This window comes from Curtobacterium sp. MCBA15_001 (assembly GCF_001864835.1).
Taxonomy (GTDB): Bacteria; Actinomycetota; Actinomycetes; order Actinomycetales; family Microbacteriaceae; genus Curtobacterium.
Window position 1 is genome coordinate 570,366 of record NZ_MJGI01000025.1, and the last position, 16,912, is coordinate 587,277.

Annotated in this window: 19 protein-coding genes; 4 read left to right on the forward strand and 15 right to left on the reverse strand. The window is 72.4% G+C overall.

The window, feature by feature from the left end:
• From BIU90_RS14665 to BIU90_RS14735, 15 genes are all read right to left on the reverse strand, one after another.
• Complete coding sequence (locus BIU90_RS14665; RefSeq protein ID WP_139195285.1) at positions 1 to 1,590, reverse strand: flagellar hook-length control protein FliK; 1,590 nt, start codon at positions 1,588 to 1,590, stop codon at positions 1 to 3.
• 8 nt (positions 1,591 to 1,598) lie between these two features.
• A complete protein-coding gene (locus tag BIU90_RS14670) occupies positions 1,599 to 2,327 on the reverse strand; it encodes a C40 family peptidase (protein ID WP_071300894.1) in 729 nt (242 codons plus the stop codon).
• Positions 2,324 to 2,758, reverse strand: coding sequence for a flagellar FliJ family protein (locus BIU90_RS14675; protein WP_139195286.1), 435 nt, complete (start codon positions 2,756 to 2,758; stop codon positions 2,324 to 2,326). The genes BIU90_RS14670 and BIU90_RS14675 overlap by 4 nt, the downstream gene beginning before the upstream one ends.
• Positions 2,755 to 4,083, reverse strand: a complete 1,329-nt coding sequence (locus BIU90_RS14680) for a FliI/YscN family ATPase (RefSeq protein WP_071300896.1) — start codon at positions 4,081 to 4,083, stop codon at positions 2,755 to 2,757. Before BIU90_RS14680 ends, BIU90_RS14675 begins: the two co-directional genes overlap by 4 nt.
• Complete coding sequence (locus tag BIU90_RS14685) at positions 4,080 to 4,733, reverse strand: hypothetical protein (RefSeq protein WP_071300897.1); 654 nt, start codon at positions 4,731 to 4,733, stop codon at positions 4,080 to 4,082. Before BIU90_RS14685 ends, BIU90_RS14680 begins: the two co-directional genes overlap by 4 nt.
• Positions 4,726 to 5,748: a flagellar motor switch protein FliG gene (fliG, locus tag BIU90_RS14690; protein ID WP_302847396.1), complete on the reverse strand. Its 1,023-nt coding sequence runs from the start codon at positions 5,746 to 5,748 to the stop codon at positions 4,726 to 4,728. Before fliG ends, BIU90_RS14685 begins: the two co-directional genes overlap by 8 nt.
• 8 nt (positions 5,749 to 5,756) lie before the next feature.
• Positions 5,757 to 7,427 (reverse strand): flagellar basal-body MS-ring/collar protein FliF, encoded by a 1,671-nt coding sequence (gene fliF / locus BIU90_RS14695; RefSeq protein ID WP_071300898.1) that lies wholly within the window; start codon positions 7,425 to 7,427, stop codon positions 5,757 to 5,759.
• Positions 7,427 to 7,753 carry a flagellar hook-basal body complex protein FliE gene (gene fliE / locus BIU90_RS14700; RefSeq protein WP_071300899.1) on the reverse strand — a complete coding sequence of 109 codons (327 nt, stop codon included), beginning with the start codon at positions 7,751 to 7,753 and terminating at the stop codon, positions 7,427 to 7,429. Before fliE ends, fliF begins: the two co-directional genes overlap by 1 nt.
• Entirely contained in the window at positions 7,753 to 8,148 is a 396-nt protein-coding gene (locus tag BIU90_RS14705) for a flagellar basal body rod protein FlgC (protein ID WP_071300900.1), read from the reverse strand. Before BIU90_RS14705 ends, fliE begins: the two co-directional genes overlap by 1 nt.
• Complete coding sequence (locus BIU90_RS14710) at positions 8,145 to 8,489, reverse strand: flagellar basal body protein (RefSeq protein ID WP_071300901.1); 345 nt, start codon at positions 8,487 to 8,489, stop codon at positions 8,145 to 8,147. The genes BIU90_RS14705 and BIU90_RS14710 overlap by 4 nt, the downstream gene beginning before the upstream one ends.
• Positions 8,490 to 8,663: 174 nt before the next feature.
• The gene (locus BIU90_RS14715) at positions 8,664 to 8,960 is read right to left on the reverse strand and encodes a hypothetical protein (RefSeq protein ID WP_071300902.1); all 297 of its coding nucleotides are present in this window, start codon (positions 8,958 to 8,960) and stop codon (positions 8,664 to 8,666) included.
• On the reverse strand, positions 8,950 to 9,375 hold the full coding sequence (gene fliS / locus BIU90_RS14720; protein ID WP_071300903.1) for a flagellar export chaperone FliS: 426 nt from the start codon (positions 9,373 to 9,375) through the stop codon (positions 8,950 to 8,952). The genes BIU90_RS14715 and fliS overlap by 11 nt, the downstream gene beginning before the upstream one ends.
• A gap of 13 nt (positions 9,376 to 9,388) precedes the next feature.
• Positions 9,389 to 10,795: a flagellar filament capping protein FliD gene (fliD, locus tag BIU90_RS14725; RefSeq protein WP_071300904.1), complete on the reverse strand. Its 1,407-nt coding sequence runs from the start codon at positions 10,793 to 10,795 to the stop codon at positions 9,389 to 9,391.
• 98 nt (positions 10,796 to 10,893) lie between these two features.
• A complete protein-coding gene (locus tag BIU90_RS14730) occupies positions 10,894 to 12,054 on the reverse strand; it encodes a flagellin (protein ID WP_071300905.1) in 1,161 nt (386 codons plus the stop codon).
• A gap of 127 nt (positions 12,055 to 12,181) precedes the next feature.
• Positions 12,182 to 13,000: a sigma-70 family RNA polymerase sigma factor gene (locus tag BIU90_RS14735; protein ID WP_071300906.1), complete on the reverse strand. Its 819-nt coding sequence runs from the start codon at positions 12,998 to 13,000 to the stop codon at positions 12,182 to 12,184.
• A gap of 380 nt (positions 13,001 to 13,380) precedes the next feature.
• On the opposite strand from BIU90_RS14735, the gene BIU90_RS14740 reads away from it, so the two are divergent.
• Genes BIU90_RS14740 through fliW form a run of 4 tightly spaced genes read left to right on the forward strand, consistent with a single transcriptional unit; the run spans position 13,381 to position 16,564 of the window.
• The gene (locus BIU90_RS14740; protein WP_071301073.1) at positions 13,381 to 13,866 is read left to right on the forward strand and encodes a flagellar protein FlgN; all 486 of its coding nucleotides are present in this window, start codon (positions 13,381 to 13,383) and stop codon (positions 13,864 to 13,866) included.
• Between the two features lie 3 nt (positions 13,867 to 13,869).
• Positions 13,870 to 15,291: a flagellar hook-associated protein FlgK gene (gene flgK, locus BIU90_RS14745; protein ID WP_071300907.1), complete on the forward strand. Its 1,422-nt coding sequence runs from the start codon at positions 13,870 to 13,872 to the stop codon at positions 15,289 to 15,291.
• 2 nt (positions 15,292 to 15,293) lie between these two features.
• Positions 15,294 to 16,175: a flagellar hook-associated protein FlgL gene (flgL, locus tag BIU90_RS14750; protein WP_071301074.1), complete on the forward strand. Its 882-nt coding sequence runs from the start codon at positions 15,294 to 15,296 to the stop codon at positions 16,173 to 16,175.
• Positions 16,172 to 16,564, forward strand: coding sequence for a flagellar assembly protein FliW (fliW, locus tag BIU90_RS14755; protein WP_071300908.1), 393 nt, complete (start codon positions 16,172 to 16,174; stop codon positions 16,562 to 16,564). The genes flgL and fliW overlap by 4 nt, the downstream gene beginning before the upstream one ends.
• The last annotated feature ends 348 nt before the right edge of the window (positions 16,565 to 16,912 follow it).

Sequence of the window (16,912 nt, forward strand, 5' to 3'; positions counted from 1 at the left end):
TCAGGCGAGGACGTCGAGTCCCGCGGTGCGGACGGTGGTGGTGGCGGGCCGGGCGGGCTCGGTGGTGGCGGGTCGGGCCTCCCGGTCGGCCGGACGTGCTGCCGGACCGCCGGTCGGACGGCCGTCGCGCGCCGCGGACTGGTCCGCCGACTGGCCGGGGTGGTTCTGCGAGGACAGGTCGAGGGTGGTCGCGACCGCGCTGCCCTCGCGGCGGAGGTCCGGCAGGACCTGGCGCACGGCCTCGCGGCCGGCGTCCGACGCAGCGAACAGCTCGACGTGCATGCCGTGCGCGGTGACGTGGGCGCGGACGGTGACCGGACCGAGCGAGTCGGGCACGACCTGCACCGTCACCACGTGCTCGCCGGGGCCGGCCTGCGCGAGCGAGAACACGGGTCGGGCGAGCTGCTGGGTGAGCGGGGCGGGGGTCGCCGCGGGCTGCGCCGCGGACGCCGTGGTGGTGACGGTCGGCGCGGCTGCGGTGGGCAGGGCGAACGGTGCGTCCGGCGTCGCCGTCCCGGTCGGGAGGCTCGGATCACCCACCACGGACGACCCCGCGTCCGTCCCGCGGTGCGGCTGCACCGCCGTGGTGGCGATGGTCACTGCAGCGGCGGTGGGCGAGGTCGCGGTGGCTCCGGTCTGCGATGTGGTCGCGGTCGGCGCCGCGAGAGCCGGAACCGCCGCGGCGGCGCCGGTCTGCGAGTCGGCGATGGTCACCGCTGGCGAGATCCCGTTCGTGACCACGGACGTCGCCGAGACTCGGCCGCGCGGACTGTCTGCGCCGGATGCACCGCCAGTTCCGTCCGCCTGGCCGAGACTCGGCGCTGCGGCTGCGGCTGTGGCCGTGGCCGTGGCCGTGGCCGTCGGTGCGGTCGGCGCCGCGGACGCGCCAGCGTCCGCCGAGACTCGGCCGCGCGGACTGTCTGCGCCGGATGCACCGCCAGTTCCATCCGCCTTGCCGAGACTCGGCGCGGCGATCGCGGCAGCGGCAGCAGCGGGTGTGGCGCCGACCGCAGCGGCGGCGGCAGTGGTCGTCTCGGCAGCGGCCGCCGGGGTCGCGACGCCGGTGCCCGTCGCCGAGACTCGGCCGCGCGGACTGTCTGCACCGGATGCACCCCTCGTTCCGTCCGCCTGGCCGAGACTCGGCGTGGCGGGCGCAGTCGGCGTGGCGGGCTTGGCGGGCGCGCCGGTCGCGGCCGGGGCGGTGGCCGTCGCCGGCACCGCCAACCCGAGCAGGGCGGCGAGTCCGGCGGCCTGACCAGCGGCGGCGCCGGCAGTGCCGGCGGCGCCGACAGCGCCGTCGGTCGTCGTCGTCGGAGCGTCGACCGGGCCTGACCCCGAGGTCGATCCCGACGCCGAAGCCGAGCCCGAGCCCGCAACCGAGCCAGCACCCGAACTGGCGTCGGCAGCGGCACCGGACGCCGTCTTCCGCGCCGATCCGTGCCGCGCGCCGGACTCGGCACCAGCGGCACCGGCGGCACCGGCGGCGGTCATCGCGGCGTCGAAGCCCGCGGTCGCCGCGCCGGGAGCACCCTCGGTCCCCGTCGCCCGGGCCCGCCCCGCGACAGCCGAGGCTCCGGGTGCGATCGTCATCGTCGGGCTCATGCGGCACGCCCCGACTGCATCAGTGACATCAGCGCAGCGGTCTGCAGGTCGGTCCCGGACCCGGCGCCACCCGGGGAGGACGCCGCCGACGCAGCAGCCGATGCGGCCTTCGTCGCGGCGGCGTCCTGCGCGGACGGGACGATGCGCCGGATCGTGGCGATGTCCGAGTCCTTGTACCAGTTGTCCACGATGCGGACGTCCTTGCCCGGACGAGGAGCGTGCAGCACCTTGCCGTCGCCGACGTAGATCACGACGTGCCCCTCGCCCTTCGGGATGATCAGGTCTCCGGGCTGCGCCTGCGCCAACGAGGGCACGGCGACGCCCATCTTCGCCTGGTCCGGCACGACGCGCGGCATGGTCACCCCGAGGTCCTTGAACACGGTCTGCACCAGGCCCGAGCAGTCCATGCCCGCGGTGGTGGTCCCGCCGAACACGTAGGGCACACCGAGGTACTTCTTCGCGTCCGCCACGACGTCGTCGCCCGTGGCGCCGCTGCCCGTCGCGACGGTGCCCTTGCCGGCATCGACGGACGTTGCTGGTGCAGCGCCCGCGGCGGCGGTCCCGCCGGCGGTCGTCGTGGCGGCCATCGTCGCGTCGAACGCCGAGGACGCAGACGCGGCAGACGATGCGGCGGACGACGATGCGGCATGCGCCGATCCGCCCTGCAGCGTGTCGATCTGGGAGCGGATCTCGGAGATCCGGCTCAGGACGGCATCCAGGCTCATCGGGTCCCCCCTTCGGTGCAGCTGCGTGCCGCGATCTCGTCGAGTGCGTTCTGTTCGGTGCGGAGTTCCTCGGCCGTGGTGCGCTCGGTGTGCTGCTCCTCGAGCTTCTCGAGCCCGAGGGCCGACCGACGTGCCGCGGTGTACTCGTCCTGCGCGCGTGCAGCGTCGGTGCGGCGCTGCTCGACCACGACGTCGAGCTCGCGCAGCATCCCCCGCGTCGCGGCCCGTGCGGCGGCGACGGCACTGAGGGTCGCCGCGTCCTCGATCGGCATCGCGGTGCCGGTCTCCTCGAGGGTGCGACGGGCGGCGATCCGGGCGTCGGCGGCCTCGCGGACGCGGTCGTTCGCGGACGCCAGGGTCGCGGCGGCGCGGTCCTGTTCGGTGTGGCGCAGACGCAGGAGCCCGGCGAGCGGGAAGCGCTTCGGCATCATGCACCTCCGAGGGTGCGGACCAGGTCGCCCAGGCGCTGCCACGAGTCGTCCGCCGTGGCGCGCTCGTCCATGCCCTGGCGCAGGAACGCGTCGATCGCGCCCTGGTGCTCGACCGCGGCGTCCACCAGCGGGTTCGACCCGCGCTGGTACGCCCCGACGTCGAGCAGGTCCTGCGCGGCCTTGCGTGCGGCCATCACCGAGCGCAGCCCGGTCGCCGCCGCACGCTGCTCGGGCGAGGTCACCTTCGAGGCCACGCGGGAGATCGACCCGAGGGCGTCGACGGAGGGGAAGTGTCCGGTCACGGCGAGCTTGCGGTCGAGGACGACGTGGCCGTCCAGGATGCTGCGCGCGGCGTCGGCGATCGGTTCGTTGTGATCGTCGCCGTCCACCAGCACGGTGTAGATCCCGGTGATGCTGCCGACGCGGTCGGTCCCGGCCCGTTCGAGCAGCCCGGCGAGGACGGAGAAGGTCGACGGCGGGTACCCCCGGGTGGCTGGCGGCTCCCCCACGGACAGCCCGATCTCGCGCTGCGCCATCGCGACGCGGGTCAGCGAGTCCATCATGAGGACGACGTCCTGCCCGGCGTCGCGGAACGACTCAGCGATGCGGGTGGCGACGAACGCGGCACGCAGGCGCATCAGGGCGGGCTCGTCGGAGGTCGACACGACGACGATCGACCGGGCGAGGCCCTCCGCACCGAGGTCGTCCTCCAGGAACTCCCGCACCTCGCGGCCACGCTCGCCGACCAGGGCGATGACGTTCACGGCCGCGTCGCTCCCCCGCGCGATCATCGACAGCAACGACGACTTGCCCACGCCGGACCCCGCGAACAGGCCCATGCGCTGCCCGCGCCCGACGGTCGTCAGCGTGTCGAGCACGCGGACACCGAGCTGCATCGGCGTGTCGATGCGGGTACGGGCCATCGCGTTCGGTGTGACGTGGTCGAGGTCCACCCAGGCATCGGCGTCCAGCGGTCCGCGGTCGTCGATCGGCCGACCGAGCCCATCGAGCACCCGCCCGAACAGGCCGGCGCCGGTCGGCACGAGCACGGGGCGTCCGGTGGGACGGGCGGGCATGCCGGCGGTCACACCGGTCAGGCGGCCGAGCGGCATGCAGCGCACACCGTCCGCGTCCGTGGCGACGACCTCGACGGCCGTCTGTGGTCCGTCCTCACGGCCGACGAGCACGACCTCGCCGACGCTCACGTCGAGACCGGCGACGGTCAGCCCGAGGCCGACGGCGCTCGTCACGACCCCGACCCGCTGCGGTGCGGCGAGGGCGACGGCGGCGTCGAGCGCGCGCGGTCGCAGGAGCGTCGCGGTCATGCCGTGACCCCCAGCGCGTCGGCCGCGCGGGCCAGGGCGGTGCTGATGCGCGCGTCGAGCATGCCGTCCGGCAGGTCGACGACGGCGTCCCCGTCGGACAGCGCCGGGTCGGCCTGCACCGCGACCGGCAGGTCGAGGTCGGCCACCGCGGCGGCGTCCGCCGGGCTGAGCCGGACCGCGACGGCGAGCCGGTGGTCCACCAGCGCGAGCGCACGGCGGACCGTCGCTTCCGCGCCGGAGTCGACCCGGTCCTCCAGGACGACAGCACCGACGGGACCTGCGGAACCGGACGGGGCCGGACGGGAGGACCGGATCGCGTACCCGACGGCGGCCTCGGCCAGCTCCATGGCGGCTTCCACGACGGAGCGTTCCGCGGACTCGAGGACCGGGACGGTCCGCGCGACGAGCGCGTCCGTCATCGCGCCGAGGACGGCGAGTCGGCGTGCCGCCTCGGCCTCGAGCTGCGCGACGCGGTGCGCGTGCACGGCCGACAGCTCGGCCCGCAGCGCCTCGGTCTCGGCCTGCGCCGCACGCAGACCGGCGGCGTACCCGGCGGCGTGTCCCCGGACCTCGGCACTGGCGATGCGGCCCTGCAACCCGGCGTCGGCGACGACGGGGAACGCGAGCGGGGCGAAGGCGGTGTCAGTCAACGAGCTCGTCCTCCTCGGCGCGGTGCACGGTGATCGTGCCCTGCGCCTCGAGTTCCCGCACGGAGCGGACGACCTCGGCGCGGGCCTCCTCGACCTGCGACACGCGGACCGGGCCCATGGCCTGGATCTCGTCGTCGAGCAGTGAGCGGTTGCGCTCGGACACGTTGGCGCGGATGGTCTCGACGACGGGCCCGGCGGCGCCCTTCATGGCGGTCGCCAGGACCTTCGAGTCGATGCCGCGCAGGACCTGCTGGATGTCGCGCGACTCGAGCTTGACGATGTCCTCGAACGTGAGCATCCGCGAGCGGATGTCCTCGGCGAGCTCCGGGTCGCGCGCCTCGAGCCCGTCGAGCACGGCCTTCTCGGTGGCCACGTCGGACCGGTTGATGATGTCGACCAGGGGCGCGATGCCGCCGACGACCTCGACGCTCTCGCGCGGGGACACCACGGCGCCGGCACGCTGGCGGAGCACCCCGGCGACGATGCCGACGGCCTCGGGCGTCGCGCTGCCCATCGTCGCGAAGGCCTGCGCGACGTCGGTGCGGGCGCGGTCGTCCACCCCGGCGAGCACCGCGCTGGCCTGGGCCGGCTGCAGGTGCGCGAGCACGAGGGCGATCGTCTGCGGCAGTTCGCCCTCGAGCAGCGTGACGATCTGGCCCGGTTCGGCGTCGTCCAGGAAGTCGAACGACTGCCCGGCCAGGTTCGAGGCGAGGCGGTCCATCACGCCCGCGGCCCGCTCGGAGCCGAACGCGGCGTCGAGCAGGCCGAGCGCGGTGTCCTTGCCCCCACGGCGCTGGGTGCGACCGCTCCGCGTCATGCGGTGGAACTCGGTCATGGTCGCGTCGACGACGGTGTCCTCGACGCGGCGCATCCGGACGATCTCGGCGGAGATCTCCTCGGCCTCGAGCTCGGAGAACTGCTTCATCACCTCGGCGGCGCGGTCGGTCTCCATCTGCATGAGGATGAGCGCCACCTTCTGCGCACCGCTCAGCGACCGCTCGCCGGGGGTGGCCACGGGGCCGCTCACACCGAGGTCCGGTCGTCGAGCAGCCCGCGGAGGAGCTCGGCCGTGCGCTTCGGGTCGCGCTCGGCCAGGTTCGAGATGTCCTGGCGCCGACGCTCGGCGGAGACCTCGTCGGTGGTGAGCACCTCGGTCGGGGCGTCGTCGAGCGGCAGGGCCGACAGCGCCACGGTCGGGGCGTCCCCGGCGGCGAGCCCGGCGCGGTCGGCTCCCGGGTCCACCGCGAGCGGCATCTCGAAGGCGCTGCCGAAGGCGTCGAGCTCGCCGACGTCGACGCTCTCGCGCTCCTGGCGACGGCCACGGCGGACCAGGACGACCATCAGTGCGATCAGCGCGAGCGCGATGCCGATGACGATCCCGGCGGTGCGGATCGAGGACCAGAGGGCTTCCTGCTGGTCGGCCGTCTGCTGGGCCTTCAGGGCCTTCGCGGCGTCGTCGGCGGCACTCGTGTCGAAGTCCATCATCGCGACCTTGACCTGGTCGCCCCGGGTCGTGTCGGCACCGGCTGCGGCGGACACCAGGTCGTTGATGCTCTGCAGGTTCGCGTTCTGCACCGACGCGGCCTTGCTGTTCAGCGCGACGGACACCGTCTGCCGGTCGACCCCGCCGGCGGGGATCTGCGTGGTCTCGGTCGTCTTGTCGACGGCGTTGTTCTTGGTCGCCGACTCGTTCTTGTACCCGCCGTCGCCGTTCGCCGCCCCGGTCGCGGTGCCGTTCGGGACCGCGATGTTGTCCGGACCGAGGACCCCGGTGGCACCGGCTCCCCCGGCCGCGCCCGCGCCGTACTGCTCGGTGGTCGAGGACTCGTTGAGGGCCACGGGCCCGGTCGTCGGCGTCGTGAAGGCCTCCGACGTGCGCGTGCCGGTGTTCTGGTTCATCGTGGCCGACACGACGACGCTGGCGTTCCCGACGCCGAGGGTGGTGTCGAGCAGGTCCTGGATCTTCTTCGACGTGGTGGCGTCGTAGTCGGCGGCCTGGTCTGCGCCGGAGCCGGTCGCGCCGGTGCCGACGGCGGACAGGGTCTGGCCCTTCGCGTCGACCACGGACACGTCGGTGGGTTGCATGCCCTCCACCGCGGCGCTGGTCAGGTGCACGATCGACTGCACCTGGTCGGTCGTCAGCTCGACGCCGTTCTTCGTCGCGATGAACACCGACGCGGTCGGGTCCTTCTCCTCGGACACGAACACCGACTTCGCCGGGATCGCGAGCTGCACGGTGGCGGTCTGCACGCCGTCCATCGCCGAGATGGTCTTCGCCAGCTCGCCCTCGATGGCGCGCTTGTACGTGACGTCCTGCTGGAACTCGGAGCTCGTGACGCCCATCTTGTCGAGCAGCGAGTAGCCGCCCTCGTTCGACGACGGCAGGCCGTTCGACGCCGCCTTGAGTCGCTCGGTGTACACGGACGCCTGCGGGACCAGGATCGTCGCGCCGCCGTCGGTGAGCTGGAACGGCACGCCGTCGGTGGTGAGCTGGTCGGTGACGCTGCTGGCGTCCGCCGCGGCCAGGCCGGTGAACAGCGGCGCGTAGGACGGCTTGCCGAGCCACGACGCGAGCGCCACGCCACCGAGCACCAGGGCCGCGACCCCGATGATCGCGATGGTGCGCTGGGCGGCGGAGAAGCCCTTGACGTAGGCGCCGAGGCGTCCGAACAGGTTCTGCAGTGCAGCGGGCATCAGGCCTGCATCCTCATGATCTCGTTGAAGGCGTCGACGCCCTTGTTGCGGACGGCGGCGACGAGCTCGAGCGTGACCTGCGCGCGGGTGGACGCGATGGTGGCGTCGTGGATGTCGTCGAGGTTGCCCGTGACGGCCTTGAGCGCCAGGGTCTTCGACGTGCTCTGCAGCTCCTGCAGGCCGTCGACGGCGTTGCCGAGGCTGGTGGCGAAGGAGCCGTCGACGCCGGTGGCTGACTGGGTGCTCGTGTTCGGCGAGATGACGGACATGCCGGACACGCCGGAGAGCGCGTTCGTGGTCACACCGTTGACGGCGTCGATGGGCATCAGTTCTTCCCGATCTGCAGTGCCGCCTCGTAGGCGGTCTTGGCACGGTCGACCACGGCGGCGTTCGCCTGGTAGCCGCGCTGGGCCATGATGAGGTCCGCCATCTGCGTGCCGAGGTCGATGTCCGGCATGCGGACGTAGCCCTCCGGGTTCGCGAGCGGGTTGTCCGGGTCGTACGTGACGCGGCCGGCGGCGCTGCCGAACGCGGCGCCCTTGACGTAGGCGCCGGAGACGCCGGCACCCTCCTGGACCTCGACGTACCGGGCCTGGAAGGCGGAGTCGTCCATCGAGCGGACGGTGTTGACGTTGGCGATGTTGTCGGAGATCGCGTCGAGCCACTTGCGGTGCACGGTGAGGCCGGTGCTCGCGATGCCGATCGCGTCGAAGGTCGTCACGAGTTCGTCCGCATCGCCGCGCGGACGCTCGTCAGCTCCGAGTTCATCGCCTGCGTGGCGAACTGGTAGCGGAGCACGGTGTCGACGTTGGAGAGCGTCTCCTCGTCGAGGTTGACGTTGTTGCCGTTCGTGTTCGTGGGCTCGAGGCTCCGCGCGACGGTCGGCGTGGTGCGGCCGTTCCCGTCGACGACCGACTGGGCCAGGGCGTCCTCGAACTGCACCTTCTCGGCGTGGTAGTTCGTGGTGTTGACGTTCGCGATGTTGTTCGCGATCACGCGCTGGCGCATCGACAGGCCGTCGAGCGCACTCTGCAGCGCTGCCGACGTCACGGAATCGAACACGGAGGTACCCCTCGTCAGGACGACGCCGCGATGCGGTGCTGTCGTCGTGCGGTGGTGGCCGATCCGTGGCCGGTTGGTCGAGCGATCCGTGCTCGTGGAGCGCTGTCGGACTCCGCGGACGGGTCGTTAGCGCTCGCCCCGAACGGGGGCCTCAGCGTTCGTCCAGCAGGGGTGTCAGGCCGAGGCGTCGAGGTACACCGAGCGTTGCGGCTCGCGGGTCGCGTCGACCCGACGCAGCGCACCGAGGTGCCCGAGCGTGTCGCGGCGCAGCGCTTCCAGGGTCTGCAGGCGGTCCCGCTGCGCGGCGAGCAGCCGGGAGGCACGCCCCACCAGGTCCCGCGGGACCGGTCCCAGCCCGGTCGGCTCCTGCCAGGAGGCCGGGTCGTCAGCGACCGCCGCCTGTTCCAGGGTGGTGAGCACGGCCTCCCAGGCGGTGCGCTGCTCGTCGTGCTGACGCTGGTCAGGCGACACCGAGCGCTCCGCTCGACGCGACCGGGGCCGACGCCGGCATCGCGCCGGCGGCGTCGTGCCAGGCCTGGCGCAGCGGCTCGAGGATGCGGATGCAGTCGCGTGTGGCCTGCACGTCCCGGTGCACGTTCGCGGTGATCAGTGACGACGACGCGTAGGTGTAGATCGCCATCAGTCCCTCACCGCCGTCCCAGACGTCGATGCGCAGCGTCGAGGACAGCTCGCTCACGATGGCCTGCGCGTGCAGGAGCTGCTCGCGCGCCGCCTCCCAGTCGCTCGTCGACTGTGCGGCCTCGGCGCGGTGCAGGTCGAGCAGCAGGCGGTCGTAGAGCATCGTGACGAGCTGCGCCGGGGTGGCCGACAGCACGGACTCGTTCGTGTACTGCGCGCGGCGGCGCAGGGTGTTCCGGTCGTACATCGTGTCTCCTCGCTCAGCTCTGTGACGACAGTGACGACAGCTGGCCGGAGAGCCAGCTGGACTGCGACTGCAGCTTGCTGAGACTGGTCTCGAGTGCCGAGTACTGCGCCTGCAGCGTCGCGCGTCGCGCGGTCAGGCGGTCGGTCCAGGCATCGATCTGGTCGTTGAGGTCCTTGACCACGGACTGCTGTCCGGTGATCGCGGTGGTGATGGAGCCGGTGTACTTGTCACTGGCTGCGGTGGCGGCGTCGGACACGTTCTGGGCGACACCGGCGACGATCGCCTGCGTGCCGGCCGGGTCCGCCGCGAGCGCCTTCTGGAAGGCGTCGGCGTCGAACGAGAAGGTGCCGTCCTTGCCGATCGTGATGCCGACCGACGAGGGCGACTTGCCGTTCACCGGGGTCGACATCGCACTCGTCAGGCGCTGCACCGCCGAGCGGGTGGTCGCGTCGCCGAGCAGCACGCCGGCGGTGGTGCTGGTCGCACCGGTCGTCGGGCTGGTGGTGCTCGTGACGCCGGTGTTCGACGTGTAGTACCCGGCGACGGCGTTGAAGGCGTCGACGAGTCCGGACGCCACGGCCTGCGCCTTGCTCGTGTCGCGGGCGACGGTCACGGTGACGGGATCGGTCGATGGCTTGGTCACGGTGACGGCGAGCCCGGGCAGCAGGTCGCTGAACGTGTTCGTCGTGCTGGTGATCGTCTGCGCGGCAGCGGTCCCCGCCCACAGCGTGACGGACGCGTCCGACGCTGCCGTGACGGTGGCGGCACCCGACTCGGTCAGCACGTTCGTGGCCGTGCCCGCCGTGACCTGGTCCGCGGTCCCGCGGTACACCGAGAAGCCGTTCGCGGCGCCGGAGGCCGTGCTCGTCAGCTGCAGTCGGTAGGTCTTCGTGCCGGAGGCGTCGGTCCCCGCGGCGACCTTCGTGGCGCTGACCCCGGCGGTGGAGGCGTTGATGGCCGCGACGGTGTCGTCGAGCGACCCGGACGCGGGCGTGACCGTCGTCGTCGTGCCGTCCGGCCGGACGAAGGTCAGCGGCTCGGCCTGCGATCCCCACGTGGACATCGCCGCGGTGACACCGACCTGCGCGGACGCGGTCTGTCCGACCGTGAACGACACCGATCCGGCGGACGCGGTCGTGCCGGCGCTGACGGTGACGGCCGTCGAGCTCGAGGTCGCCGAGAACACGTCGAGCGACGCGGGCTTCGCCGCCGCTGCTGCCTTGGTCGCCAGTGACTGCACCAGGCCGTTGATCGTCTGCAGCGACGACACGAACGAGGTGGTGGCGGTGACCTTGTTCTTCAGCAGCGTCTGCGGCACCTGCTCGACGCCCATCAGCGAGTTGATGAGGTCGGTGGTCTTCAGCCCGCTGACCAGGCCGTCGATCGCGAGGCTGCTCGCCGTCGCTGACGTCGTCGACATCGTGGGGCTCCCTGGGCACTACGGACTGGATCGGGACGAGGGTGGGCGCGCTGCCTCCCGGAGGACCTGAACGACCCCGGAAGGCAGCGCGTGACCGGCTAGCGCAGGAGCGAGAGGACGCCCTGCGTGCTCTGGTTCGCCTGCGCGAGCATCGAGGTGCCGGCCTGGCTGAGGATGTTGTCGCGCGTGTACTTGACCATCTCCTCCGCCATGTCGACGTCCGTGATGCGGGACTGCGCCGCGGTGAGGTTCTCCTTGGCCACGTTCGTCACGTTGATGGCGTGGTCGAAGCGGTTCTGGATCGCACCGAGGTTCGAGCGGGCCGAGGAGACCTGGGCGATCTGCTCGTCGATCAGCTTGATCGAGGCCTGCGCCTTGTCGGCGGTGTCGAAGGCGACCCCACCGGTCGAGGCCACGCCGGCCGTGCCCGCTGCGACGCCGGTGCCCGGCGCTGCGACAGCGACAGCGCCGCCGTTGTTCGCGGTCACCGTGATGCCGGTGCCGGCACCGTTGGCGTCCTTGTTCACCGTCACGGAGAAGTTCGCCGCGAAGTTCGCGTCGGCCTTCAGTGCGTCGGCGTAGCCCTGCACGCTCGTGAACGAGCCAGCTGCACCGAGGTTGCCCGTGGTGACGCTGGTGGTCTCGCCGCCCTTGGTGACCTGGAAGGTCGCCGCACCGGCGAGCTTGGACACGTCAGCGATGTCGAACTTCGAACCGGTGGTGCTCGCGCCGCCAGACAGGTTGTCGACGATCTTCGACACGTTCGCGCCGGAGAGGTCGACCGAGATCTGGCTGTTGGCGTCGCCGTTCGCGCCGACCTGGAACTTCAGCGTCGCGTTGCTGTTGAGCAGCGACGTGCCGTTGAAGTTCGTGGACGAGGCGATGCGGCCGAGCTCCTGCTGCAGCTGGTCCGACTCGGTCTTGATCGCCGCACGCGACGCGTCGTTGTTCGAGTCGTTGCCGGCCTGGACGGCCAGGTCGCGCATGCGCTGGAGGATCGAGTGGGTCTCGGTGAGGCCACCTTCAGCGGTCTGCACGACGGAGATGCCGTCCTGTGCGTTGCGGGCGGCGACCGTGAGGCCACCGACCTGGGACTTCAGCCCCTCGGAGATCGACAGACCGGCTGCGTCGTCGGCGGCACGGTTGATGCGGAGGCCGCTCGAGAGCTTCTCGAGGGACTTCGACAGGTCACCCTGCGTCGAGTTCAGGTTCCGGTACGTGTTGAGTGCCGAGAGGTTGGTGTTGATGGACATACCCATGGTGGTTTCCTCCGTGAAAAGTGGGTCTTCGTCTGCCCGTCCGTGGGCTGACATCCATGCCTGTCGGCCGGGCGGCCGGAGGCGTTAGGAGAACCGCGACGAATTCGTCCGTCGGCGGTCCTCACGACTAACTGGCGACGACCTGGTGGCCGGTCGCTGCGTCCTGCACCGCGCGGGCCACACCCACTGCGGCGTTCGTCGCCACGCGGGCCAGGTACGCGCTGCGGCGGGCGGTCGTCGTGCGCGAGACCGGCTCGGGTGCGGCTCCCCCGTCGCCGTAGTGGGTGGCCAGTCCGTCCCGCAGCAGCCGCATCGCCTCGGAGCGCTGCTGCGACACCGCGGAGTGCGTGATCCCGAGCTCGGCGGCGACCTCGGTGACCGACCGGTCGTCGAAGTAGACGGCCTCGACGACGTGCCGCATCCGCTCCGGGAGGGCCTGCACGGCGGCGCGGAGGTACCGACGGCGCTCGGCCTCGACCAGGTCGTCGCCGGGGAGCGGCAGCTCGGCGGCCACCGTGTCGTGCACGGTCTCGTCGATCGGCGTCACGGTGCGGCCGGCGTCGCTCATCGCGTCGGCGGCGGTCTGGCGGTCGACGCCCATCGCGTCGGCGATCTCCTGCACGGAGACGCTGCGGCCGAGGCGGGAGGACAGTGCTTCCTGCGTCGCGAGGGCCTCGCGGATGCGCTTGCGGGTGCCACGGCTCGCCCAGTCGGCGGAGCGCATGTCATCGGCGATCGCGCCGGTGATGCGGGTGCGGGCGTAGGCACCGAACGGCACGCCGAGGGTGGGGTCGAAGGCCTGCGCTGCGGCGACCAGGGCGAGGGACCCGACGGCGGCCAGGTCGTCCCGGTCGAGGTGGGTGGCGCGTGCGCGGACGTCGGACACGATGTAGCCCACGAGCGGCAGGTGCTCGGTGATCATCGCGTTGCGTTCGGTGCGGTCCATGCGGTCTTCCCCTGGTCGTCTCGATCGGTCCGACCCCGTCCCTGGGGGTCGACCCGTCCGTGCTCCTCGCCCGGGTCGTGGGCGCGGCAGACACCGGTCGCGTGGTGACCGGTGTGTACGCCGAAGCCACCCGGGTCCCTCCGGGTGGAGCACGCCGCGCCCCCGAAGGCGCGTCCCGGGGTCTCCCCCGGTGTGCATCTCGAACGTACCGGCTGGGGGAACACTGAACACCCCTGTGAACGTCCCCAGTGCGGGGGCGACGCCCCGGTGGACGTCCCCAGTGCGGGGGCGGATCTCGGGCACCCGGGGGTCCTTACGGGTCGTCGACGTCGGCCGATAGTCCTCCTTGTCCGCAGGATGACCGACACCGGGAGGAGATGATGAGCGTGAACGACCTGTCCGCCGTGCTCTGGCGCGAACGAGAACTGCTCGAACTGCTCACCTTCAAGCTCGAGGAGGAGCAGCTGCTGTTGGCAGCCGGCCGCTCCCGCTGGGTGTCGCACGCCAGCCGCGAGGTCGAGCAGGTGCTCGAACGCCTCCGCACCACCGGCCTCGAACGCAGCGCACAGAGCGCCGCCGTCGCCGAGGAGTGGGGCGTCGACCCGGCAGCACCCCTGCGCGAGGTCGTCGCCGCGGCACCGTCCGGGCCGTGGGGTGAGATCCTCGCGTCGCACCTGCAGGCGATGCTCGAACTGACGACGCACATCGGCACCCTGCGTGACGAGAACGACCGCTTCCTCCGCACCGCCGCCCAGGCGACGGAGGAGACCCTCGCCGGTTCCCTCGGCGACGCTGCGACGTACGACGCGACGGGCACCTCCGGCCGGTCCTCGGGCGAAGCCCGACTGTTCGACGGGAGCCTGTGACCCGTGGTCAGCACCTTCGGCTCCCTCGCCACCGCGTACTCCGGCCTCAGCGCCGCCCGCGCCGGCATCGAGGTCACGGGCCAGAACATCGCCAACGCCGGTACGACCGGCTACACCCGCCAGCGCGTCACCCAGTCCTCGGTGCCCGCCGCGCAGACCGGGTTCATGCGCGGCACCGCGGCACTCGCGGGCCAGGGCGTGTCCATCGACGGCATCGCCCGCCTCGGTTCGATGACCCTCGACGCCGGGGTCCGCTCGGCCGCCGGGTCCTCGTCGTACGCCACGACCCGCGCCGGCGCTCTCGACCAGCTCGAGTCCGGGCTGAACGAACCGGGCAAGGACGGCCTCGCCACCAAGCTCGACGCGATGTGGTCCGCCTGGAGCGACCTGTCCTCGCACACCGAGGACCCGGGCGCCGCCACGGCACTGCTCGGCGCTGCCGGCACGGTCGCCGCGACCCTGTCGAGCGGCTCGAAGGCCGTCGACGCGCAGTGGACCAGCGTCCGCGCCACCCTGACGGGCCAGGTCGCGCAGCTGAACGACGCCGCGAAGCAGGTCGCCGACCTGAACGGCCGGATCCGGACCGCCGTCGCCGGTGGTGGCAACGCCGACGAGCTGATGGACCAACGCGACCAGCTCACCGAGCAGATCGCCTCGCTCGCCGGCGGCACCATCCGGACGAACGCCGACGGCACCGTCGACGTGCTCATCGGCGGCAACCCGCTCGTCCAGGGCAACGACGCCCGCGCAGTCGCCCTCGGCGGCGGGACCCGGCTCGGCGACGGCACCGGGGTGTCCCTCACCTGGACCTCCGGGTCGGGTTCGGCGGTCGCCCTCTCCGGCGGCTCGATCGCGGGCGCCGTCTCCCTGCTCGCCCCCGCGACCCCGACCGGTACCGGCGGTGCGCTCGCAGAAGCGAGTGCCGCGTACGACCGCGTCGCGACCGCCCTCGCTGCGCAGGTGAACGCCGTGCACCGCACCGGGACCACCCCCGCGGGCACCACCGGCGCCGACTTCTTCACGTTCACCGCCGGGGTCCCCGCGGCCCAGGGCCTCACCGTGGTCCCGACCGACGCCAGCGGCCTCGCGACGCGGAACGCGGCCGGTGATCACGACGGACGCGTCGCCGACGCCATCGGGCAGCTGGGTGCGGCCGTGGACGCACCCGATGCGTCCTGGGCGACGTTCGTGTCGGGGGTGGGCACGGCCTCCCGGTCGGCCACCTCCGAGGCGACGCTCTCCGGACTCGCCCTGACCAACGCGCGGACGCAGCAGCAGTCCGGCGCCGGTGTCGACCTCGACGAGGAGAACGTCAACCTGTTGAGCTACCAGCACGCCTACCAGGGCGCGGCGCGCGTCCTGACGGCCGTCGACGAGATGCTCGACACGCTCATCAACCGCGTCGGCCTCGTCGGGAGGGGATGACCGTGATCACCCGGGTCACCACACAGATGTCCATGGCCGCGGCGACGTCGCGGCTGCAGGCCGGTGCCGCGAAGCTCGCGCAGCTCACCGACCAGGCCACCACCCTCAAGGCGATCGGTCGCCCCTCGGACGACCCCGTCGGCACCGCCACCGCGATGCAGGTGCGCAAGGACCAGGCGGCGAACGCGCAGTGGTCGCGGAACGCCGACGACGCCGCCGGCTGGCTCGCGACGACGGACAGCGCCCTCGGCGACGTGTACTCCGTGCTGTCGAAGGTGCGGGACCTGACCGTGCAGGCGGCGAACTCCGCCACGATGGGCGACGCTGACCGCGACGCCCTGGTCACCGAGTTCCAGGGCCTGGCCACCGACCTGGCGTCGAGTGCGAACACGAAGTACGGCACCCGCTCGGTCTTCGCCGGCGCGTCGACCGCTGCCACCGTGTTCGACCCGACCAGCGGATGGGCCTCGTCCACCGCACCGGTCGACCGACGCATCGGGGACGGCACCACCGTCCGCGTCGACACCGCCGGAGCGTCCGTCTTCGGGACCGGCGCCGACTCCGTCTTCGCGACGATCTCCTCGATCGTCACCGACCTGCAGAACGGGGTGAACGTGAACCCGAGGCTCAACGACCTCGACGCCCGCATCGACGCGGTGCGCGGTGCCCAGGCCGACGTCGGTGTCCGACACGCCGCCGCGATCACCGCGCAGTCGTCCCTGAAGTCGGCGTCGGTCGACCTCGAGGCCCGACGCTCCTCGGTCGAGGACAAGGACCTGGCCAAGGCCGTCCTCGACCTGCAGGTGCAGCAGACCACCTACCAGGCAGCCCTCGCCGTCACCGCGAAGGTCCTGCAGCCGACCCTGATGGACTACCTCCGATGAGCATCTCCCTGGCCTTCTCCGTCGCCCCGTTCGGCCTCGAACCGCTCGACGACTTCACGCTGACCCCGCTCCCCGACAGCGACGGGCTCTTCACGCTGGTCGGCACCGGCACCACCGCGTCCGGCGTGGTGTCGCCCCGGCTGTACCTGCTCGACGCCGCCGTGCACCTGCCCGCGTACGCGCCGTCGTTGTCGGACGCGCAGGCCGCATCGATCGGACTGACTGCGCCGGAGGAGGCGATGCTGCTCGTCGTCGCGACCCCGGGGACGTCGGGCACGACGGTGAACCTGCTGGCGCCCGTCGTCGTCAACGCGCGGACCGGTGTCGGCGCCCAGTTCATCCTCGAGGACCAGGACCTGCCGCTGCGCGCGGAGCTCGTGCGCGCGTAAGGGGGGGGGGTGCGGGGCTGTGGGGCGGGGCTGGCGGGCATCACTGACTCGGAACGACACTCCCGCTGTCGTACGACATCGGTTCTGTCGCGCCGGCCGCTGGCTCCCCGCGGTGCACACATGACCGACTCGGGACGACACTCCCGCTGTCGTAAGACATCGGTTCTGTCGCGCCGGCTGCCGGTGGGTGGTCCGCCGCCACCGTCGCGACGAGTCCGCTGTCGTACGACATCGGTTCTGTCGCGCCAGCGGTGCCCGTCCCTCCTCCACAGCCGGGAGGCCCGGCTCGCCATCCACAGATCGGCCCAAGTCCCGGCCTGGTCGCCCGTACTCAGCGATCGTGGCGGC

Excerpts from the sequence above, each read along its gene's own strand:
- BIU90_RS14665 (WP_139195285.1), bottom strand. The coding sequence starts at position 1,590 with ATGACGATCGCACCCGGAGCCTCGGCTGTCGCGGGGCGGGCCCGGGCG.
- BIU90_RS14670 (WP_071300894.1), bottom strand. The coding sequence starts at position 2,327 with ATGAGCCTGGATGCCGTCCTGAGCCGGATCTCCGAGATCCGCTCCCAG.
- BIU90_RS14675 (WP_139195286.1), bottom strand. The coding sequence starts at position 2,758 with ATGATGCCGAAGCGCTTCCCGCTCGCCGGGCTCCTGCGTCTGCGCCAC.
- BIU90_RS14680 (WP_071300896.1), bottom strand. The coding sequence starts at position 4,083 with ATGACCGCGACGCTCCTGCGACCGCGCGCGCTCGACGCCGCCGTCGCC.
- fliF (WP_071300898.1), bottom strand. The coding sequence starts at position 7,427 with ATGCCCGCTGCACTGCAGAACCTGTTCGGACGCCTCGGCGCCTACGTC.
- fliE (WP_071300899.1), bottom strand. The coding sequence starts at position 7,753 with ATGCCCATCGACGCCGTCAACGGTGTGACCACGAACGCGCTCTCCGGC.
- fliS (WP_071300903.1), bottom strand. The coding sequence starts at position 9,375 with ATGTACGACCGGAACACCCTGCGCCGCCGCGCGCAGTACACGAACGAG.
- fliD (WP_071300904.1), bottom strand. The coding sequence starts at position 10,795 with ATGTCGACGACGTCAGCGACGGCGAGCAGCCTCGCGATCGACGGCCTG.
- BIU90_RS14730 (WP_071300905.1), bottom strand. The coding sequence starts at position 12,054 with ATGGGTATGTCCATCAACACCAACCTCTCGGCACTCAACACGTACCGG.
- BIU90_RS14735 (WP_071300906.1), bottom strand. The coding sequence starts at position 13,000 with ATGGACCGCACCGAACGCAACGCGATGATCACCGAGCACCTGCCGCTC.
- BIU90_RS14740 (WP_071301073.1), top strand. The coding sequence starts at position 13,381 with ATGAGCGTGAACGACCTGTCCGCCGTGCTCTGGCGCGAACGAGAACTG.
- fliW (WP_071300908.1), top strand. The coding sequence starts at position 16,172 with ATGAGCATCTCCCTGGCCTTCTCCGTCGCCCCGTTCGGCCTCGAACCG.